Source organism: Clostridium sp. AF19-22AC, assembly GCF_003479085.1.
GTDB classification, from domain to species: Bacteria; Bacillota; Clostridia; order Lachnospirales; family Lachnospiraceae; genus Faecalicatena_A; species Faecalicatena_A orotica.
Genome location: NZ_QUGN01000011.1, coordinates 139,092 through 160,665, shown reverse-complemented (window position 1 = coordinate 160,665; position 21,574 = coordinate 139,092). Strand labels below are relative to the sequence as shown.

The following is a 21,574-nucleotide window of genomic DNA, read 5'->3' as shown; positions in this document are numbered from 1 at the left end:
CGGATTCAGACAATAACGTCTGATTCCGGCCTTTCTCTTATGCAGAATTTTTACCAGATACCCATGAAATGCTGCATCAGCAGACTGACCCCGGTAATCCCGACCCAGCAGCAGAACCCGGTGAAGATCGGTTTTGCCCCGGTCTTGACGAGCGTGACAATATTTGTATTCAGTCCGATTGCTGCCATCGCCATGATGATCAGGAACTTACTCAGTTCTTTTAACGGCGCTGTGACACTGACCGGAAGATGGAATACGGTCGTTACAACAGCCGCAAGGATAAAGAACAGGACAAAATACGGGAACGTTTTTTTGAGACTGAAGGAAGATCCTTCGGTCTTTTTTTCCTTTCTTTCCCCATAGATGGCAAGGGCAAGGGTGATCGGGATAATCGCCAGAGTTCTTGTCATTTTGACGATTGCGGCAGCTTCCAGTGTATGGCTTGCATGAATGCCGTCCCATGCCGCAGCCGCCGCGGTGACGGAAGAGGTGTCATTGATGGCGGTTCCGGCAAAGAGCCCGAAGCCTTCATTGCTCATGTGGAGCAGCCCGCCCAATGTCGGAAAGATCAAAGCGGCCAGTACATTGAACAGAAAGATGACAGAAATAGACTGTGCGACTTCTTCATCTGTTGCGCGGATGACCGGCGCTGTTGCCGCGATGGCCGAACCACCGCAGATTGAGGAGCCGACTCCGACAAGGATGGCATTGTTCGGATCCAGTTTCAAAGCTTTATACAGGATAAAGGCAATAATCAGGGATGTGCTGATTGTGCAGATAATGATGGGCAGTGACTGCCGCCCTTTTGCAAGGATTTCTGTCAGATTCATGCCGAATCCCAGAAATACGACGGCAGCCTGCAGAATTTTTTTGGAAGTATAGGTGATACCCGGTTGTACGGTATCTTTCTGCCTGATCAGAAGTGTTAAGACCATGCCGATTAATATAGAAAAAACAGGACCTCCGATGACCGGCACCGCTTTTCCTAAAAACCAGGATGGCACCGCAATCACCAGACAAAACAAAAGCCCCGGTCCGTTCTTTTTCAAAAAGTTCATAATAAATATCCTCCATTCCTCTTACTAAGATAACATTTAAATTTCGCGGCAGTTGAGCTGATGGTATACAGTAACCATATGCATAAACTGGATAATTCTGGATGTATCCTGCCGTGTTCTTATAGTAGCATAAAAAAATTATAAAATAAAATTATATATCTTTATTTTATCATAAAAATATATTATGATAGAAATAGAAAAGCAGTGAGACGAGGGGAAACTATGCAGGATTTCCGGATGGAGACATTTTTGACCGTATGCCAGTGCATGAATTTTACAAGGGCGTCAGAAGAACTGAATATCACACAGCCAGCTGTATCGCAGCATATACGGTATCTGGAGAAGCACTATCAGGTCAAGCTGTTCCGCTATGAGGGGAAGAAGCTTAAGATGACTCCGGCCGGAGAGATGCTGCGCAGTGCGGCTATGACTATGATGCATGACGAGATTTCTCTGGAAAACCAGATCCGGCATTTGTCGGAAGGATTTCAGGATATCCGGTTCGGCGCCACGATGACGGTCGGGGAGATCGTTATGGCGCGGATCTTGAAGCGGTATCTCAGCGTGTATCCGGATGCGCATCTCCACATGGAGGTTGCGAATACACAGGAACTGCTCCACAAACTGGACCACGGAGACATCGATTTTGCAATTGTAGAGGGGTTCTTTAAAAAAAGTGAATATGATTTTCTGCATTATTCAACTGAAGATTACATCGCAGTGTGCAGTCCGTCTTATCCATTTCACAGAAAGGTGAAGAGACTGGAGGACTTGTTTGACGAAAGGCTGCTTCTTAGGGAGCCGGGATCAGGAACACGTGAGGTGCTGGAACGCTATCTTGACTCTAAGAACTTTTGTGTGGAAGATTTCGTGAAAACAGCAGAAATAGGGAGCCTCCATACGATTAAGGAGTTGACAAAAGAGGGCTTAGGGATTACATTTTTATATGAAGTCGCAGTTCGTGAAGAACTGGAAAACGGTGAATTAAAGCAGATTGAACTAAAGGATTTTCAGATCAGCCATGATTTTACATTTATCTGGAGGCGCGGAAGTATCTACGCAGATACTTATCAGGCTTTATTCAGGCGTTTTTCTGAATTGGAAGCCAAACTGTGATTATCATGGAGAAAAGGAAGTGCAAAGATGTTAAAGGTAGAACATTTATCATATGACGTATCCGAAGAAGGCCGGCAGTCTGAGATTCTCTCTGATGTCAGCTTCTCGGTGGAAGACGGAGAGATGCTCGTTATCACCGGCCCGAACGGGGGCGGCAAGTCCACACTGGCTAAGCTTTTGATGGGGATCAACAGGCAGACGGCAGGGAAGATTTATCTGGATGGGACGGATATTACGGACATGTCGGTCAATGAACGGGCAAAAGCAGGCATGGGGTTCGCATTCCAACAGCCGCCGCGTTTCAAGGGGATGACCGTAAGACGGCTTTTATCTCTGGCGGCAGGAACAAAGCTTTCCGAGGATGAGTGCTGTTCACTCTTAAGCAGCGTGGGATTATGTGCGATGGAATATATTGACAGGGAGGCAGATGCGACGCTTTCCGGCGGGGAGATGAAGCGTATCGAGATTGCGACGGTACTCGCAAAGAAACACGACATCTGTATCTTTGATGAGCCTGAGGCAGGAATCGATCTATGGAGCTTCTCCATGCTGATCAAACGTTTTGAGAAGATACACAAAGCCAAGAAGGAGAGCCTGATCCTGATTTCCCATCAGGAGCGTATCATCCAGATGGCTGACCGTATTATGGTCATTTCAGACGGAAAGGTAGAATCTATAGGGGCTGCAAAGACGGTCATGCCGCAGCTTTTTGGGCAGGAGGCAGAGTCATGCACATGCGGCATGCAAAAGGGAGGTGAGATCTGTGAAGCTGAATGAAGTAGCGGAAAACGTACTCAAAGTCATTGATTCTTATGGTTTTAAACAGGAAGGGGCCTTTAACCTCCGCCTGAACGGCATGGCAGTGTGCCACGGTGACAGCCGCCATATCAGGATCGTAAAAAAAGAAGATAAGCCGGGGATTGATATTTATATCAGTGGGGAGGCAGAACAGGAGCAGGTCCACATACCGGTCGTTATGTCCGAGCCGGGCATGAAGGATGTTGTTTATAATGACTTTTATATAGAAGACGGGGCGGACGTCACAATCGTGGCCGGCTGTGGAATCCATAACGACGGATGCAGCGAGAGCCGCCATGACGGAATACACGCCTTCCATGTAGGGAAGAACGCGAATGTGAAGTACGTGGAGAACCATTATGCGGAAGGAACGGGAAGCGGGGATAAGGTGCTGAACCCTGTCACCAAGATTTATGTGGGCGAGAATTCAGTATTTACGCTGGAGACCACGCAGATTAAAGGCGTAGATTCCACAGAGCGGGAAAGCTTTATCGAACTGGCAGAGGGAGCGAAGCTGTATGTAACAGAGAAGCTTATGACGCACCGGGCACAGACCGCGGTTTCGAATATGGATGTGCAGTTAAATGGTGAGAACAGTTCAGCCAGAATCGTTTCACGATCCGTTGCGAAGGGGACATCCAGACAGGTATTCCACCCGAAGGCAGTCGGAAATGCCCTGTGCCACGCCCATGTGCAGTGTGATTCCATCATCATGGATCAGGCCCGGATCAGCTCGATCCCGGAAATCAATGCGAATCATGTAGATGCCCAGATCGTGCATGAGGCCGCGATCGGAAGGATCAATAGTGAGCAGCTGACAAAGCTCATGACATTCGGACTGTCAGAGGAAGAGGCAGAGGCGGTAATCATAGAAACATTCCTGAACTGATCCATGCAAGAAGGAGCAGTGCCGGGAATGAAGAAGGAAAAAGTGAATGACAAATGAATTTAACAATTACAGGCTCTCAGAAGATATTCTGGAAGCACTAAGCGGTCTGGGATACAGAGAACCGACCAGAATACAGCGGGAAGTGATTCCGCCTATGCTTGCGGGGAAGAATGTTATCGTAAAAGCCCCCACAGGCAGCGGGAAAACGGCCGCGTTTGCCATCCCTGTCTGTGAAGACATTAGTTGGGAGGAAAATGCACCCCAGGCACTGGTGCTGGAACCGACCCGTGAGCTGGCAGTTCAGGTCAGCGAGGAACTGTTCCATATCGGAAGAAAAAAGCGTCTGAAGTCAGTGGCAGTGTTCGGCGGTTTTCCCATCGACAAGCAGATCCGGTCGCTGCGCCAGAAGTCCCATATCGTGACAGGGACGCCCGGGCGTATGATGGATCACCTTGAAAGAGGGAGTCTGAAGCTTGCTAAAGTAGAATGGCTTGTAATAGATGAGGCGGACCTGATGCTTGACATGGGATTTATAGATGAAGTGAAGAAGATTCTCTCTCTGGTCCCGGCAGGCTGCAGGGTATCGCTGTTTTCTGCAACACTGAAACCGGAGATTCAGGAACTTGCCGATGGATATATCCCGGATGCAGATCTTGTGTTTCAGGAAGCAGAAAATGAGCAGGAACCAGTAATTACTGAGAAACTGTATGAGACAGACCAGGAACGCAAGTATGAAACCCTGCTTGATGTCCTTATCGACGAGAACCCGCAGAGCTGCATGATTTTCTGCGGTACAAGGGAGATGACAAATGTCCTTTTCCAGAAGCTCCGGAGAAGGCGGATATTCTGTGGGATGCTGCACGGCGAGATGGAGCAGAGGGAGCGCCTGAAGACAGTAGACGCATTTAAGAGGGGTTGTTTTCGTTTTCTGATTGCAACAGATGTGGCGGCAAGGGGGATTGATTTTGAACAGATCACCCATGTGGTGAACTACGATTTCCCGACCGGGAAGGAAACCTATGTGCACCGGATCGGCCGGACAGGCAGAAATGGCAGATGCGGTACGGCCGTCAGCCTTGTGACTATTGATGACAGAAGGATGCTGGAACAGGTGGAGAAGTATACAGGGAGGGAGCTTCCGGTAATTAAGTCGCCTCTGGCAGGGGAAGAAAAGGAAAAAGCATTCTGGAAATCCCAGCGTATCAAAACGGAAGCAAAACCCAAAAAAGGAGCTGCCCTGAATGAAGGGATCACCCGCCTGTCAATCGGGGGCGGTCGTAAATCCAAGATGCGTGCCGGAGATATTGTAGGGACGATCTGTAGTATTGAGGGGATGGAGGCGTCCGATATCGGCATTGTGGATATCAGGGAGAGCATAAGCTATGTGGAAGTTCTGAACGGGAAAGGAAATCAGGTGTTAGAATCTCTGCAGGCGAAACCAATCAAGGGGAAGATACGTAAAGTCAGAAAAACAAGGCTGTAGCCAGCCTGAGAAAGAGGTGGGGATATGATCCAGCCGGGAGATGCAGTCAGAGCGGTCAAGAGGTTTTTCGACGCGTATCTGACCCAGAGAGATATAGAAGCAACAATGGACTGCCTGACAGAAGAGGTACAGTGGGTCGGGACAGGCAGGTCGGAAATGGTTTACGGAAGGGAACAGGCAAAGCAGGCTCTGCTTATGGAGTTCTCACAGGCACCGGGATCATGCCATATTGAATATGAAAGTCTGGAAGAGGTCCTGATCTCAGAACGCTGTGCCGCAGTTCTGCTTACAGCATCTGTATATCCGGACGAAATGGACGCGGATATAATCTGGTTCCGGGTCAGTGCGGTCTGTGTGTCACAGAAGGATGAAGAATGCCGGATTGCAGCGGTTCATGCGTCAACCCCTGACAGCCGGCAGGAGGAAGGGGAATTCTTCCCGGCCTCAGGCCTCAGCCGTTTCGAGATGGAATACCAGCTGGGGAGCAGGGCACTTGACATTATAGGAAGGAGCATCCCCGGGGGAATGATGGGTGCCTATATGGAGCCGCCGGATTTCCCTCTTTATTATATCAATGATTTTCTGCTGGATTATCTGGGATATACATATGAAGAGTACACAGAAGCCATTGATGGTAAACTGATTAATTGTGTACACCCGGAGGACCGCGGGCTGGTTGAAAGTATTGTGACAGATGCCTGTCTGGGGGACAGGCCTTATGAAGTGCAGTACCGGATGCGGAAAAAGGACGGCAGTTATATCTGGGTGAATGATGTAGGAAAACTGGGGCGCTCCGAGGACGGGCGTGATATCTGCCTCAGTGTAGTGCGTGACATTACTGTGGAAATAGAGTCGAGGCAGCGCCTTGAGGAGCAGGCAGAAGAACAGAAACGGCAGGCAGGACAGTATGACCATCTGTTCCAGTCAGTTCTGTGCGGGATCGTACAATACCGGCTTACTGACGGCCGGGTGGTTTTCATAAGGGCGAACAGGGAGGCAGTCCGTCTGTTCGGTTATACGGAAGAAGAATTCTGGAAGATCAAAGAGTGGGATCTGGCGGGCCTGGTTGTGGAGGAGGACCGTGACCAGGTTCTCCGGGAGGCACGCGGCCTGCAGAAGCCCGGAGATATGAGGCGGTACGAGTACAGGGTACGCCAGAAGGACGGCACCCCCTGCTGGATCATCGGAAGTGCGGAGGTACTGGAAGATAAAGAAGGCAATGTATATATCCAGAGTGTATATCTTGATATTGATGCCCGGAAAAAAGCGGAACTGCGCAGCAGCAGGCTGTCGGAGCAGGTAAAAGCCAGCAATGAGATCATCCACCTCGCACTGGAACATACGACCACCTGTGAATTTTATTACTATCCCGAGACAGAAAAATGTGTGGTACCGAAAAGAACATGCGAAATGTACCAGTGTCAGGAGCTTTACGAGAATATGCCTGAGAGTATCGCCAGGGATCTGGTGGACGCAGAATTCAGACCTGCTTTTTATGAGATGTACGAGAAGATTCATAAGGGGGCTAAGACAGCTTCCTGTGAATTCCGGGGGAGGAACGGCTCTTTCTGGTGCAGGGAGACCATGTCTGTAATTATAAGTGAGGAAGACAAAACCCCCAGACTTGTGATTGGGATTGTAGAGGACATCACCCGCCAGAAAGAAGTAGAGGCGGCCCTTCTGGAGACCCGTTCAAGGGACAGCCTTACCGGGCTGTACAAAAAAGAAATCGGCATTGCCTGTGTTCTGGACTTCTTAAACAACAGAGAACCCGGTGACCACGGGGTCATGATGCTGCTTGATATGGACAATTTCAAAGATATCAATCATAAGGAAGGCAGTATTTTTGCAGATGCCATCCTGCAGGAGGTCGCGGACATCCTCCGTGCGGAGAGCGGGCCGGATGATATTCAGGTTCGTCTCGGCGGTGACGAGTTTATGCTTTTTTATAAACACAGCAATAAGTGTGAGGCCACTGTCAACGGCCCGCGCATCGCAGGGTTGGTCAGCAATATCCTGACGAACACGGAAAAAGACGTTCATGTATCAGTCAGCATCGGAATGTGCAGTACCGAAGTCTGTGATGATTACAACGGGCTTTACCGGTGTGCAGAGAGTACCTTGAAATATGTAAAGGAAAATGACAGGGGCAAGGCGGCATGTTATCTGGATACGTCCAATGAACTGGGGGTTTTCTTAACGCAGCTGTACACAGAGGAACATCTGGTAAATGATATTGAGGCGGGAGGGCCTGCGGCTTCGGCCGATCTGGTATCCTTTGCGCTCGATCTGCTAGGAAAGGCAAAGAACCTGAATGACGCAGTTTTCCTGCTGCTTGCGAGAATTGGGAAGACTTACCATTTCGACAGGGTCTCGATTATTGAGGCAAGCAAAGCTTATTTAAGCTATCACTTTTCCTATCAGTGGGCACGTAACAGGGCTGACCTTCAGCTGGGGCAGGATTTTTATGCTTCGGAAGAAGACTTTGATATCTGTGCACATATGTATGATGAGGATGGTCTGGCTCAGGAGAATGTAAGAGAGGGAATTTCCCGTTTTCCATCCTGCCTTCATGCGGGTATCTGGAATTACGGGGAATATGCGGGCTCAATGAGCTTCGAGGTGGATCAGGAAGGGTATGAGTGGACGAAAGAGCAGAGAAAGCTTTTGAAGGAACTGGTCAAGATTGTCCCGTCGTTTATCATGAAATCAAAAGCAGACGCGGTCAGTCAGGCAAAAACGGATTTCCTTTCCAGAATGTCCCACGAAATCCGGACTCCCATGAACGCGATCAGCGGCATGACAACGATTGCAAAAAGTGTACTCGGTGACAGGGAAAAGACGCGGGAATGCCTGGAGAAAATCGAATCGGCCAACACGTACCTGATCGAGCTTATTAATGACATACTGGATATGTCACGCATTGAGAGCGGCAAAATGGAATTGGGCTACAGTGCCGTGGATCTGCCCCAACTGCTTATGAATTTGGAGTCCATGTTCCGTGTGCAGGCGGCAGAAAAGCATCTGTCTCTGCTGTTTGAAAATGAATATCGTAAGAGATGCTGTCTGGCAGCGGACAGCCTGCGGCTGAATCAGGTACTGGTCAACATTATCGGAAATGCAATTAAATTTACAGATCAGGGAAGTGTAGTTGTGCGCGTAGAGACACTGGAAGAGGAGCCGAAAGCGGTGCTGCGTTTTTCCGTGACAGATACCGGCATCGGAATAGAAGAGGCAGCGATGTCGCGTATTTTCAATGCCTTTGAACAGGCAGACTCTGCAACGGCGGCTGTGTACGGCGGGACAGGGCTGGGCCTTTCCATATCCAGCCGTCTCATTCAGATGATGGGCGGGACACTGGAAGTACGCAGTGAAGTTGGAAAAGGATCCGAATTTTTCTTTACCCTGATACTGGATTATGCAAAAGAAGAGAAAAAAACGGATGAACAGGATGAGCAGCAGGGTCCGGTTATGGACTTTACTGGATACCATATTCTTTTAGCAGAAGACAATGAAATGAACAGTGAGATCGCAAAGACCATCCTCGAGATGCATGGATTCACAGTCACCTGTGTATCTGATGGACTTGGGGCGCTGGAGGCATACTGCCGGGCAGAGACTGGGACGTACGATGCCGTGCTGATGGATATCCGTATGCCTGTAATGGACGGTCTGGAGTCTGCCCGCAGGATCAGGACATCCCGGCGGGCGGATGCCAGATCAATACCGATCATTGCACTTACTGCCAATGCATTTGATGAGGATACGAAAAAATCAATGGACAGCGGTATGGATGGACACTTATCAAAACCGATTGACGTAGATAAGATGATGGAGCTCTTAGGAAGATGCATTTCAAGGAACAAGAAGTTAAATCAGATATAAAACAGGCCCCGGAGCGTATCCGGGGCCTTTGCATTACTGTTTAATTTTCATCAATACACCTGTGTATCTGCTCCCGGTATACTGCCTTATCCTTGTACATTTCCATGTCTGATTTCCTCAACAGCAGATTCATGGCATTCCCACAGGCGGCCTCAGATGATGCATATCCTGAAGAAACGGAAAAGGAAAATTCACAGGTTTCATTTTCCCTGTCGATCCGGTCTTTTAGTTTCTCAATGAGGCCGGGCAGATCCACACCCGGGGACTGAATGACCACGACAAATTCGTCTCCGCCTATGCGGAAGACCCGTCCCAGTCCCTGAAAAGTATCTGTAATGCACAGGGCCGCCGCCTTTAAGATGATGTCGCCGGCTTTATGTCCGAAGGTATCGTTCGTAACTTTTAAATTATTGAGGTCAAAAGAACAAAGCGAAATAGGAACAGGCATATCAAACCCCCGCATTTCGTCCATCAGGTTTTCAAACGCAAGACGGTTCTCAACCCCGGTGAGGAAATCTTTATAAGCAAGGTCCTTGAGAATCTGGTGTTCTGTGTAATCATGCATGAAGGATAGCATAACCCGGATACAGATATAAACCATGATTCCGATAAACATCAAAAAGCCATACCGCAGAAACCGGCTGTTGTCCGTCTGGGGCGATATGTAAAACTGAATCAGAGAAAGTAAGGCTGATACGATCAGCACAATCAGAGCTGCCAGCATAGGCCGGGCATATGGCGACCGGTCCTTCCTGTAACGCTTCAACAGGAATATGAGAAGTACAATTACACTGAATACAATCAGGAAATGTGTAACAGGGAGCATTTCTACAAAACTGAAGATATTGAGTGAAAATAAAACACCCTGTATCATTATATTAAGCAGCAGAAGGAATTGTACTCTGGTCAGTATGCCATATTTATCGGGGCAAAGTTTACCGACAAATGAAAATACAGGAATTGGCAGAGACATAAAGCTATAAAAGGAGAGTACACATACAATGACCGGGTTCTTCCAGAATAACTGTGGCAGCTGGGAATCTGTGAAAACCCAGATTACAGATAATAAAAGAAGAAATGCCAGGGGACGCAGCATGCTGCAGCCCTCCCATCTGCCTCTGTTCTTCTGCCACAGATAAAGGGCCAGCAGGAATATGCCGGTAATGAGCATAAAAAACAGGCTTATAATCAATTCTATATGAGAAAAAAGATAGTCTGTGATGTAAGCGCTCCCCGTGCCAAGTTTAATGGAATTCAAGCCGGTTTGAAGAAGCTTGTAAGGCTGATAGACTTCAATCGAAACGGTCTGTCCGCCCATGTCTGTATTCAGGGGAATCTGGGCAGTAAAATGTCCTGTCATACCTGATGGCGCCTTAATCTTGCCGGCAGAATAGTCATAGATACATAAATCATTGACAAATACTCTGATATAGGTGTAGTTCACTTCAATGAAAAGGCAGTCATAGTCTGTGAGTTCCGGCAGTGTTTTAGAAAATGTCACGGGCCCCTGAGAATCTTCTTTCCATTTACTGATCTCGGGAATTGTTGTTATAGTTCCTGAACTGTCGGCAATGTACCAGTCTTCAGAAAAAGAACGAATTCCGGAATCCTGAAACCGGCTGTATGGTGCATCATTCTGTAAACAGGAGGACACGATTGAAAAAGTATATATAAGAAGGGTGAGCAGGATGACCCCCAAATAGATATGCCCGGACTTATTTACTTTTTGGCCTGGTTCATTCATGGATGCTCCTCCTTTCTACTGCAATTCGCTTTGACTGATATTATATCATACTTTCGAACCGGTGTGAAATGAAAATAGAGGCAGGCAGAGTTTCACAATCTTAAAAACTATTGAGTCTGTGGTTGAAAATATTGATGGAAAGTGTATAATTAAGAACGATGATATGAAAAAGGGGAGCCTGCGTAAGCAGGCTGAGAGTAAGCTGATATTGCTTAGACCCGTAACCTGATTTGGATAATGCCAACGTAGGGAGATATGGAAGCAGACTTTGCGGATATACCTGTTTTGGTATATCTGCTTTTTTATTAAGGAGGAATTGTATGAAAAGGATTTTGGGAACAGCTAAAGGGCAGAAGACTAGGTGCCGCAGGGAAAGCATGCTTTTGTACGCGGTGACTGACCGCACATGGCTTGGGGACGCCACGCTTGCAGAACAGGTCGGGGCAGCCATAAAAGGGGGAGTTACTTTTATCCAGTTTCGGGAAAAATATCTGGATAAGGAGGCTTTTATCAGAGAGGCTAAAGAAATAAGGGAGGTCTGCAGGAACTATCAGGTCCCCTTTGTGATCAATGACCATGCAGATATTGCAGCTGCGATTGATGCAGACGGCGTGCACGTCGGCCAGAAGGATATAGATGCCCTGGATGCGCGCAGGATACTGGGGGAGGACAAGATCATCGGGGTGACGGCCCGGACTGTGGAGCAGGCCCTGCGGGCGCAGGAACACGGGGCAGACTATCTTGGGGTCGGGGCAGTTTTTCAGACAGACACGAAAGCAGATGCCGTAGAGGTGAAAAGAGACACGGTAAAGGCAATCTGTGAAGCGGTGGATATCCCTGTCATTGCAATCGGAGGAATCGGGGAGGACAATGTACTTCAGCTTGCGGGAAACGGGCTGTGTGGAATCGCGGTGGTAAGCGCCTTGTTTGCCCGGCCGGATATTGAACAGGCGGCCAGAAATCTCAAGCGGCTGTCTGAAAAGATGGTAAACCAATGATAAACGGACAGGATAAGAAAGGAAGTACGGCTATGAAGACTGCATTAACAATCGCAGGGAGTGACTGCAGCGGCGGTGCGGGTATACAGGCGGATATCAAGACGATGATGGCAAACGGCGTCTATGCCATGAGTGCGGTCACGGCACTGACGGCCCAGAATACGACCGGTGTGGCAGGAATCATGGAGGTGGAGCCGGAATTTTTAAAAAAGCAGATTGACTGCATTTTTACCGACATCCGGCCAGATGCGGTAAAGATCGGGATGGTGCCCACTGCAGGGCTCATAGAAGCAGCAGCAGAAAAACTGAAGGAATACCGGGCCGGTAACATCGTCGCAGACCCTGTCATGATTTCAACAAGCGGGTCAAGGCTGATCGATGAAGACGCAGAAGCTGTTTTAAAAGAAAAGCTGCTCCCTGCGGCAGCACTTGTTACCCCGAATATTTCTGAGGCAGAGGTCCTTTCCGGCCTTACGGTCCGGTCAGAAGAAGACATGGTGCACGCTGCTGGAATCATTTACCACAGGTACGGATGCGCGGTCCTTTTAAAAGGCGGCCACAGGACCTGCGATGCCAATGATCTGCTATACCAGAAGGACGGGACACGGTGGTTTTTGGGAAAAAGGATTGAAAATCCAAATACACACGGAACAGGATGCACCCTGTCCAGCGCGATAGCCTCAAATCTGGCAAAAGGATATGATCTGGAGACGTCTGTTGAACGGGCAAAAGAATACCTGTCAGGCGCACTTAGGGCCATGCTTGACTTAGGAAAAGGAAGCGGACCTCTGGACCATGCCTTTGTAATGGGTTGCAGAAATTCAAAAAAGAACATATAATAATATATCGGCTCCGAAAATGCCGGTCAGACTATTGAGTGGGAGACGGTATATGAAGAAAAAATATTTAGGAATTATTTACATTGTATTATCCGCTTTTTGTTTTGCACTTATGAATATGTTCGTACGCCTGTCAGGTGACCTGCCGTCCGTACAGAAAAGCTTTTTCAGAAATCTGGTGGCGCTTGTCTTTGCATTCGCCATCTTAAAAAAGGACAGGGTCTGGTTTTCCGGAAAACGGGAAAATATCAAGTACCTGTTTCTACGCTCCGCAGCAGGGACGGTCGGGATACTCTGCAACTATTATGCGATTGACAGGATGGTCCTGTCAGATGCCTCTATGCTGAATAAGATGTCCCCGTTTTTTGTCATCATCTTCAGTTTCTTTATATTAAAAGAAAAAATAAAACCCCCGCAGATTCTAATTGTGGCTGGGGCGTTTCTGGGAAGCCTTCTGATCATCAGGCCGACGGCACATATTTTCCAGTCCCCGGCGGCACTGGTCGGACTCTTAGGCGGGCTCACGGCCGGACTGGCATACACTTATGTCAGACTGCTGGGTGAGAAAGGGGAGAAGGGACCGTTTGTCGTATTCACCTTCTCCACATTTTCCTGTGTTGTAACGCTGCCGTTCCTCATTTTCCAGTATCATGCGATGAGTGCCATGCAGCTTGTTTATCTGCTGTTTGCCGGTCTTTGTGCGGCAGGCGGGCAGTTCAGCATTACAGCGGCATACTTCCATGCCCCGGCACGGGAGATTTCCGTCTATGATTATTCACAGATTGTATTCTCCGCACTGCTGGGATTCTTCGTGTTCGGACAGATTCCGGACGTGTTAAGCTGGATGGGGTATGCTGTGATCTGTGTGATGGCAGTATTGATGTTCCTGTATAATAACCGTGGGAAAGACGAAGGGAGGACGCATGCATGAAAAATGGGATTTCATTAATTACACCGGTATCCAAAGACCTGCTGTATACCAAGATAGCAGATGCAGTCTCAGACTATATCAAGAATAACCACCTGATGCCGGGGGATAAGCTCCCTTCTGAACGGGAGCTCGCGGCAAGCTTCCAGACCAGCCGCCACACTGTTCGTGAGGCACTGAGGGTTCTTGAGAACCAGGGGATCATCTCTTCACAGATCGGCAGCGGGACCTATGTTGCACACGTCGAGGAGGAATCTTCCCTGTATCTGGAATCTGTTAAGATCAACTATCTGGAAATGCTGAATATTAAAACCGAGCTTGAAAAATACGCTATCAGTCTGGTTGCAGAGCGTGTAGCTGCAAAAGACTTAGAGGAACTGGAGAGCCTGCTTGGCCGGATAGAGGACAGCAGCCAGAGGGGTGTCTTTGAATCTGACACGGATAAACAGTTTCACTACCGTTTATCAGAACTTTCCGGCAATAAGATGCTGGCCCAGATGATTAAAAAAATGATAGAGGCATTTGATGAATATTACAGCATCCTGCCGCAGTCCACACAGCTGTGCTTAAGAACAGTTGCAAGGCATCGGGAACTGCTGGATGCGATCAGCCGTAAGGATACCGAAGCCGCAGCAAAGGCATGTGATGAAATTCTTCTGATCGACCAGACTCTGATCATGGAAAATAGGGGCTCACGGGACAGAAAAATGGAGGAAAAATGAGGGCAAATATGTTGACAAAAGAACAAACAATGAGTATGATAACTTTATAGAACAATTGGTTGGACCACTCAACCGGTATGACAAGTTAGGAGCGCCGCCCGGACATGTAAAACCGGAGTAAGGCGGGCAGAAAGTGGTGAAAGGAAGAGAAAGGAAGAAAGCATGAAAGACACGAGGCAGAAATGGTTTAAAGATGCAAAATACGGCCTGTTCATACACTGGGGACTGTATTCCCTTCTGGGAGGGGAGCACAAAGGCCAGAAGACAGAGCATATTGCGGAATGGATCATGAATTATCTTGACATTCCAGCAGAAGAGTACAGGGAGCTTGCGAAGTCGTTTCGCGGGGAGAATTTCTCGGCTGAAGATATTGTAAGGCGTGCGAAGGAAGAATGGGGAATGCAGTATCTGGTGTTCACGTCAAAACATCATGAAGGATTCGCCATGTGGGATTCCAAATGCAGTGATTACAATGTTGTGAAAGCTTCACCGTACGGAAAGGATGTCTTAAAAGAATTCCAGCTTGCATGCAGGAAATACGGCATGAAGTTCTGTCTGTATTATTCTCAGGCACAGGACTGGGATGATCCGGACGGATATGCATACGGCAAAGACAACAGTCATAAGAATTTCAGAAAGTATATGGACAACAAGTGTATTCCCCAGTTAAAGGAACTGCTTACAGAATACGGGGAGATTTCGATACTCTGGTTTGATACTCCTATGGATATGAAAGAGGAAGAATCCCGGGAGCTCATCGAACTTGTAAAATCATACCAGCCTGCATGTATTATCAGTGGCAGAATCGGAAACGGCCTGGGAGAATATCTTTCCACCGGAGATAATTTTATTCCGAGGCTCCCATATGAAGGTGACTGGGAAGTACCGGCTACACTGAATGACACATGGGGATTTAACAAAGATGACGAGAACTGGAAAGAGCCGGACGATATCCTGAGGCTCCTCTTAAAGATTGTAAGCAGGGGCGGCAACTATCTGCTGAATATCGGACCGGACGGGACAGGTAAGGTGCCGGAAAGATCCTGTGAGATTCTAAGTGAAGTAGGAAAATATGTCAGGGAGAATGCAGAAGCCATTTTCGGCACGAAACGTGTCGATCTGTACCCGTACGATCTGGAATGGGCCCAGCTTACCCGAAAGGACCATAAACTCTATGTACATGTGTTAAGGCCCCAGATGAGGATTGAACTTCTCAATGTTGCCAACAGGGTAAAGGGTGCATATCTGGTCAGAGATGGGCAGAAGCTTGTATGCCGTGCAAGAAAAATCTGCGAAGGAGACAGTATGGTTGAGGTAGACCTCCCGGCTGACCTGAAACGCGGGAGAAAATACGCGGTATGTATCGAACTGGAGGAAGAGGAACCAATATTCGAACCAATCCGCGGATAGAAAGCGGACAGAATCATTTATCAAGTCTTTCACGGGAAAAAGATTCGTGATATAATATAGGGCGTAGCAAGACTGCCTGAAGGGGATACATAAACGGCAGGATGCCGGAGTATTTTCATAAAAGAGGCAATTTGCAGAAAGAGAGGTGTTTTTCAAATGGAGCAAAATGGAAATCTGATGTGGGCACTGGTCAAGGAAAAGGCGGAGCAGGGCCTGTGGCTCAGACAGCGGGAAATCCCCGCAACAGGGAAGAACGATGTCAAGATTAAGATCCATAAGACTTCAATCTGTGGAACCGACGTACACATTTATAATTGGAACGAGTGGGCACAGAACACAATTCCGATCGGTCTCACGGCCGGACATGAATATGTCGGGGAGATCGTTGAGATCGGGGAGAATGTAGAAGGATTTAAGATCGGCGAGATGGTCTCAGGGGAAGGCCATATCGTATGCGGGAAGTGCAGGAACTGTCTGGCAGGACTGCCGCATCTGTGCAGGAACACGCAGGGCGTAGGCGTGAACCGCGACGGAGCATTTGCCGAGTATCTGGTAATACCGGCGAAGAATGTATGGAGATGCAGTTCATCCATTGAGGAAGAGTTATATTCCTGCTTTGACCCGCTCGGAAACGCAGTACATACTGCTCTGGCGTTCAACATGATTGGGGAAGATGTGTTAATCACAGGAGCCGGACCGATCGGCTGTATGGCGGCAGCAATCAGCAGACATGTAGGAGCCAGACACGTAGTCGTGACCGACATGAACGAATACCGTCTGGAACTTGCGAAAAAGCTTGGTGCAACCAGAACTGTGAACATTGGGAAAGAAAAGCTGGAAGATGTAGAGCATGAACTCGGTATGAAAGAGGGCTTTGATGTAGGGCTTGAGATGTCCGGAAACCAGGCCGGTTTCAATGACATGGTCAACCACATGAAGAACGGCGGAAAGATTGCGCTTCTGGGACTTCAGAAGGCAGATGCCCGCATCAACTGGGAGAAGGTCATTTTCAACGGGCTGACAATCAAAGGAATCTACGGAAGAGAGATGTGGGAGACATGGTATAAGATGACGACCATGCTCCAGAGTGGTCTTGACATCAGCGAGATCATTACACACAGATTCGACATCCGTGATTACGAAAAAGGATTCGAAGCCATGAACAGCGGCAATTCAGGCAAGGTAGTCCTGGACTGGACCCATATTCACGAAGAACGATAATAAAAGAGGGAGATTTTGGAAATGGAACAATGGAAGAACGGCTTATTAGACATTTACAGAAACGAGATCAAAGGAATTACAGACGACGGTCTGTTAAAGAATGAAACTCCCCTCTGTTCACCTCAGGGAAGAGAGATCAGTCTGGAAGACGGCAGAAAAGTAATCAATATGTGCGCCAACAACTATCTTGGACTGGCCGACGACCCGAGGATTATCGAAGCTGCAAAGCAGGCATATGACGAAAGAGGCTACGGCCTGTCATCCGTACGTTTTATCTGCGGAACACAGGACATCCATTTACAGCTGGAAAAGACAATCAGCAATTTCCTTGGAATGGAAGATACGATACTGTACTCCTCCTGTTTTGATGCCAACGGAGGTCTCTTCGAGACGATCCTGACAGCGGACGATGCGGTCATCAGTGACGAGCTGAACCATGCCAGCATTATCGACGGGGTACGTTTGTGCAAGGCAAAACGTTTCCGTTATAAAAACAACAACATGGAAGACCTGGAGGCAAAACTGAAAGAAGCCGATGAAGCGGGCGCGAGAATCAAGCTGATTGCGACAGACGGTGTATTTTCAATGGACGGCATCATTGCCGACTTAAAAGGCGTATGCGAATTAGCAGAGAAATACCATGCACTTGTCATGGTAGATGACAGCCACTCAGCAGGCTTCGTCGGAAAGACAGGACGCGGGACGGCAGAGTACTGCGGGGTGACAGATAAAGTTGATATCATCACGGGAACGCTCGGCAAGGCATTAGGCGGGGCATCAGGCGGATACACAAGTGGAAGAAAAGAGATCATCGACTTACTCCGCCAGAGAAGCCGCCCGTACCTCTTCTCCAATACTCTGGCACCGGCGATCGTAAAGGCAAGTATGGAAGTCTTCAAAATCCTTGAAGCGGATACCTCTTTGAGAGATCATCTGGAAGAAGTCACTGCATACTACCGTGAGAAGCTGACAGAGGCTGGGTTTGACATTATCCCGGGAGTACACCCGATCGTGCCGATTATGCTCTATGACGAGCGCAAGGCAACCGAGATGGCGTCCCGCATGATGGCAAAAGGAGTCTATGTAGTAGCATTCTCCTATCCGGTAGTACCGAAAGGAAAAGCAAGAATCAGGACACAGGTATGCGCGTCTCATACGAAGGAAGATATTGATTACATTGTAAAATCTTTCATAGAAGTAAGAGATGAAATGCAGGCGTAATGAGTAACGGTCATAGCCGAAAGTTATCCGGTATTTGTTTAAATGAATAAATACCGGGTATTCTAAAAACAAAGAAAAACGGGAACTTTACACCATATAGTCTTAGGTGAAAGTTCCCGTTCTTTTTTGAAAAGCTGTCCCAATCAGATCACTGATTAGTCGTACTTCTCCATCCATTCGCTAACGAGCTTGCAGTACTTATCATTTTCTTCTACAAAGCACATATGTCTGCATCCGTCAAACAGCTCCCATTTGGAGTTCGGGATCAGGTCATACATTGTCTTTGCTACAAACGGTGTACAAAGGTCATTTGTTCCGTTGATGATCAGGGCAGGTTCTTTGATATCGCCAATCTTATCACGGTACTCCCATCCGCCGAGGCTTCCTGTCGGGTTGTACTCATTCGGTCCCCATCCCGCAACATAAGCTTCAGTACCGGATTTCTTCGGGCGGCGCAGGCATTCCGGAGAATCCTCTGTCACTTCACCTGCACAGTGGAGCAGCATGAATCTCTCATTAGCAGCAAGATATGCAGGATCATCGAAATTACCTGTCTCTTCAGCCTTTGCGATCGCATCCTGATCTTCCTGTGACATGAACTTAATCATACGGTGCTGCTCGTGAGCCCACAGCTCAGCAGCCGGAAGTGTACTGGAAAGGATAACTGACTTAACACCTTCTGGTTTGTAATCGCAGAGGTATTCAATTGCCAGCATTCCGCCCCATGACTGTCCTAACAGATGCACTTCGTCCAGTCCGAGATGCTTTCTCAGCTCGATCAGCTCATTGTCCCATGTCTCTGAGCACCAAAGCTCCGGATGTCCGTCCACGTAAGAATTACCGCAGCCGATCTGATCGTAGGAGATGATAGCGCGTCCTTCCTCAGCAAGTCTGTCCAGTACTTCAAAATAGTTGTGTGTGGAGCCAGGACCGCCGTGCAGTAAAACAAGCGGCTTCTTGTTACCTTTGCATTCCCCAACGATGCGGTAGTAAGTCTTGTACCCCAGATACGGCATATAACCTTCAATGACTTTCATATATGTACCCTCCTTGCCGTTTTACGGCTCTTTTTAATACTTCTCCATTATAGCAGACTTGTCTTAGAGTTTCAATTCTACGCATGGGAAATCTTTCACAAAATAACCGGCTGGTTTACTCCTTTCAGATGCACCCGGTAACGTCATCCAGGCTGTTAATACCTGTGTTTATAAATTTCCGGATATTATCATTAAAAGGTTTTAACCGGTTGTATAGAAAACCTATTTCACGAGGCAGGATTGGATTCGACAGTTTTATTTCTGTTAGAATTCCAGATGTTAACTCAGACATAACAAATTGTTTTACAACGCAGGATATTCCTATGCCCATTTTAGCAAATTCAATCAATACGTCCATTTCATTCGCTTCGAGAATGTGAGATGGATATATATTATTTCGGGCACAATATGCGTTGATATGCCTGCGGGAAATATTATCTTTATTAAGAAGCATGATGTTTCCATATTCAAATATTTCATCATTCCTGCAATTCAATCTGACAAAATATGAGGGAGTACAAACAAATATATATTCAATTTTTCCCAGAGAATAGTAATTGGCATCACCTATATTTTCGGGCTTTGCTGCCAGAGCTAAATCTATGCTGCATTCATTAAGCATTGCACACGCTCCTGCTGAGGAAGTGCAGGTAATAGAAACATCAGTATTTGGATATGAATAGATGAATGCTTTAAGATAAGGAATTAAAAAATATTTACATAATACGTTACTGGAAGCAATTCGTAATTGTCCTGTACTTTCTGGGAATCTGAGGCTGTTTTCTGTATCTGACAGTATATTGAATGCCCTTTTTACACTGTCATATAATATTCGTCCACTCTCTGTCAATTCGACACCTTTTGATTTCCTTATAAATAGCGTGGTATTAAGATTATCTTCAAGTTTTTTTATCGCAATGCTTATAGCAGGCTGGGATATAAATAGTTGATTGGCAGATTTAGAGATACTGCCATTCTCTGCAACAGAAAGAAATATTTTATATTTAGAAAAATTATCAAATGTATCCATATATTCTCCTATAAATTTGATTTATATATTATATAAAAACCATATATTTGAATTATATCATTGCGAATAGTATAATTCAATCAAAACAAGGAGGACGTATTATGGAAATATTTGAATTTGATGGTCAGAAATATAAGCAATCGTCTAAACATCAAAAAGAATGGGGAAAAGAATTGATTTCCCAGTTAGCATTAAAAGGAGATGAAACTATTTTAGATTTAGGTTGTGGAGATGGTATCCTTACAGAACAATTATCATCATTTGTGCCTAATGGAAAAGTTATAGGTATTGATGCTTCCACAGGAATGATTGAAACAGCGAAAGAAATTAAAAAAATCAATCTAGAGTTTATACAGATGGATATTAACAATCTGTCTTTTGCAGATAAATTTGATATTATCTTTTCTAATGCTGCATTGCATTGGATAAAAGACCATAATAAACTTTTAAGAAAAGCTTATAAAGCATTAAAAACGAATGGGGTTATATTATGGGACTTTGGAGCTTCTGGTAATTGTTCTAATTTTTTTGAGGTTGTTCAAAATAAAATAAAAGATGAAAGATATACACAAAATTTTGAAAATTTCGAGTGGCCGTGGTATATGCCATCATTATCTGAATATGAAAATCTGGTTTCTTCGATTGGTTTTTCTGAAACTTCAATTTCTGAAATAAATAGAGACAGATTCTTTTCAGATTCTTCTGAAATGATAAAATGGATAGATCAGCCTAGCATTGTTCCATTTTTACAATATCTTCCAGATGATTTGAAAAATACTTTTCGACAAGAAGTAGTTGAAGAAATGATTAAAAAGACACATCAGAAGGATGGTAGTTGCTTTGAAACATTTCGCAGAATAAGAGTATATGCTGTTAAATAGGGAATGGTGAAAACTTGATTTCCACTGTTGGCCCTGCTTCAATTTGATGCAGGGCATCCAATAGCGGAAACTTTGTCTTGTATAAAACACCAGGCAGTGCTATACTGACTTCACATCAAAATCCCAGACCGTTTTATTCATAAAATTCTAAGGTCTGAATCTTATTTTTTACATGGTGTAGAAGATAAATCTGATTTCCTTGGCGGTTCAGCCGGAAATTACCAGTTTTGATGAACTAAAAACTAAATAAGGTGAATATGGTCAGTGTCCAGATGTCCTCCACTTTATGCCACCATATACAATTTTGGACCTTT

Annotated in this window: 16 protein-coding genes, 1 pseudogene and 1 riboswitch; of the genes and pseudogenes, 13 read left to right on the top strand and 4 right to left on the bottom strand. The window is 46.6% G+C overall.

Annotated elements, in window-relative coordinates; translation table 11 throughout:
* Nucleotides 1-50: 50 nt before the first annotated feature.
* Nucleotides 51-1,058 (bottom strand): YeiH family protein, encoded by a 1,008-nt coding sequence (locus tag DWX43_RS14225; protein WP_118620744.1) that lies wholly within the window; start codon nucleotides 1,056-1,058, stop codon nucleotides 51-53.
* 237 nt (nucleotides 1,059-1,295) lie between these two features.
* Between DWX43_RS14225 and DWX43_RS14220 the strand changes: the two genes are divergently transcribed.
* From DWX43_RS14220 to DWX43_RS14200, 5 genes are read left to right on the top strand one after another with little or no spacing between them, the layout of a single operon-like run.
* Nucleotides 1,296-2,174: a LysR family transcriptional regulator gene (locus tag DWX43_RS14220; protein ID WP_330582256.1), complete on the top strand. Its 879-nt coding sequence runs from the start codon at nucleotides 1,296-1,298 to the stop codon at nucleotides 2,172-2,174.
* 27 nt (nucleotides 2,175-2,201) lie between these two features.
* A complete protein-coding gene (locus DWX43_RS14215) occupies nucleotides 2,202-2,951 on the top strand; it encodes an ATP-binding cassette domain-containing protein (RefSeq protein ID WP_109731626.1) in 750 nt (249 codons plus the stop codon).
* Nucleotides 2,944-3,861, top strand: coding sequence for a SufD family Fe-S cluster assembly protein (locus DWX43_RS14210; RefSeq protein ID WP_347559304.1), 918 nt, complete (start codon nucleotides 2,944-2,946; stop codon nucleotides 3,859-3,861). The genes DWX43_RS14215 and DWX43_RS14210 overlap by 8 nt, the downstream gene beginning before the upstream one ends.
* Before the next feature lie 46 nt (nucleotides 3,862-3,907).
* The gene (locus DWX43_RS14205; protein ID WP_118620742.1) at nucleotides 3,908-5,344 is read left to right on the top strand and encodes a DEAD/DEAH box helicase; all 1,437 of its coding nucleotides are present in this window, start codon (nucleotides 3,908-3,910) and stop codon (nucleotides 5,342-5,344) included.
* A gap of 24 nt (nucleotides 5,345-5,368) precedes the next feature.
* Complete coding sequence (locus DWX43_RS14200; protein ID WP_118620741.1) at nucleotides 5,369-9,229, top strand: PAS domain-containing protein; 3,861 nt, start codon at nucleotides 5,369-5,371, stop codon at nucleotides 9,227-9,229.
* Between the two features lie 40 nt (nucleotides 9,230-9,269).
* Here the strand turns inward: DWX43_RS14200 and DWX43_RS14195 are convergent, their stop codons facing one another.
* Nucleotides 9,270-10,973: a GGDEF domain-containing protein gene (locus tag DWX43_RS14195; protein WP_118620740.1), complete on the bottom strand. Its 1,704-nt coding sequence runs from the start codon at nucleotides 10,971-10,973 to the stop codon at nucleotides 9,270-9,272.
* 160 nt (nucleotides 10,974-11,133) lie between these two features.
* Nucleotides 11,134-11,242: riboswitch (TPP riboswitch) on the top strand.
* 51 nt (nucleotides 11,243-11,293) lie between these two features.
* On the opposite strand from DWX43_RS14195, the gene thiE reads away from it, so the two are divergent.
* The 7 genes and pseudogenes from thiE (at nucleotide 11,294) to DWX43_RS14160 (ending at nucleotide 18,312) form a co-directional block, all read left to right on the top strand.
* On the top strand, nucleotides 11,294-11,971 hold the full coding sequence (thiE, locus tag DWX43_RS14190; protein WP_118620739.1) for a thiamine phosphate synthase: 678 nt from the start codon (nucleotides 11,294-11,296) through the stop codon (nucleotides 11,969-11,971).
* A 32-nt stretch (nucleotides 11,972-12,003) separates the two neighbouring features.
* Nucleotides 12,004-12,810, top strand: coding sequence for a bifunctional hydroxymethylpyrimidine kinase/phosphomethylpyrimidine kinase (thiD, locus tag DWX43_RS14185; RefSeq protein WP_118620766.1), 807 nt, complete (start codon nucleotides 12,004-12,006; stop codon nucleotides 12,808-12,810).
* A gap of 52 nt (nucleotides 12,811-12,862) precedes the next feature.
* The gene (locus tag DWX43_RS14180; protein WP_109731632.1) at nucleotides 12,863-13,741 is read left to right on the top strand and encodes a DMT family transporter; all 879 of its coding nucleotides are present in this window, start codon (nucleotides 12,863-12,865) and stop codon (nucleotides 13,739-13,741) included.
* Nucleotides 13,738-14,460: a FadR/GntR family transcriptional regulator gene (locus tag DWX43_RS14175; protein ID WP_118620738.1), complete on the top strand. Its 723-nt coding sequence runs from the start codon at nucleotides 13,738-13,740 to the stop codon at nucleotides 14,458-14,460. Before DWX43_RS14180 ends, DWX43_RS14175 begins: the two co-directional genes overlap by 4 nt.
* Nucleotides 14,461-14,616: 156 nt before the next feature.
* A pseudogene (locus DWX43_RS14170) lies at nucleotides 14,617-15,870 on the top strand (alpha-L-fucosidase); the annotation flags it as partial.
* 177 nt (nucleotides 15,871-16,047) lie between these two features.
* Nucleotides 16,048-17,091 carry an L-threonine 3-dehydrogenase gene (tdh, locus tag DWX43_RS14165; protein ID WP_182440707.1) on the top strand — a complete coding sequence of 348 codons (1,044 nt, stop codon included), beginning with the start codon at nucleotides 16,048-16,050 and terminating at the stop codon, nucleotides 17,089-17,091.
* 21 nt (nucleotides 17,092-17,112) lie between these two features.
* Complete coding sequence (locus tag DWX43_RS14160; protein WP_109731636.1) at nucleotides 17,113-18,312, top strand: glycine C-acetyltransferase; 1,200 nt, start codon at nucleotides 17,113-17,115, stop codon at nucleotides 18,310-18,312.
* A gap of 155 nt (nucleotides 18,313-18,467) precedes the next feature.
* Here DWX43_RS14160 and pepI read toward each other — a convergent pair whose 3' ends face one another.
* On the bottom strand, nucleotides 18,468-19,349 hold the full coding sequence (gene pepI, locus DWX43_RS14155) for a proline iminopeptidase (RefSeq protein ID WP_118620735.1): 882 nt from the start codon (nucleotides 19,347-19,349) through the stop codon (nucleotides 18,468-18,470).
* Nucleotides 19,350-19,473: 124 nt separating this feature from the next.
* On the bottom strand, nucleotides 19,474-20,379 hold the full coding sequence (locus tag DWX43_RS14150) for a LysR family transcriptional regulator (RefSeq protein ID WP_118620734.1): 906 nt from the start codon (nucleotides 20,377-20,379) through the stop codon (nucleotides 19,474-19,476).
* A 101-nt stretch (nucleotides 20,380-20,480) separates the two neighbouring features.
* On the opposite strand from DWX43_RS14150, the gene DWX43_RS14145 reads away from it, so the two are divergent.
* On the top strand, nucleotides 20,481-21,260 hold the full coding sequence (locus DWX43_RS14145) for a class I SAM-dependent methyltransferase (RefSeq protein WP_118620733.1): 780 nt from the start codon (nucleotides 20,481-20,483) through the stop codon (nucleotides 21,258-21,260).
* Nucleotides 21,261-21,574 lie beyond the last annotated feature (314 nt).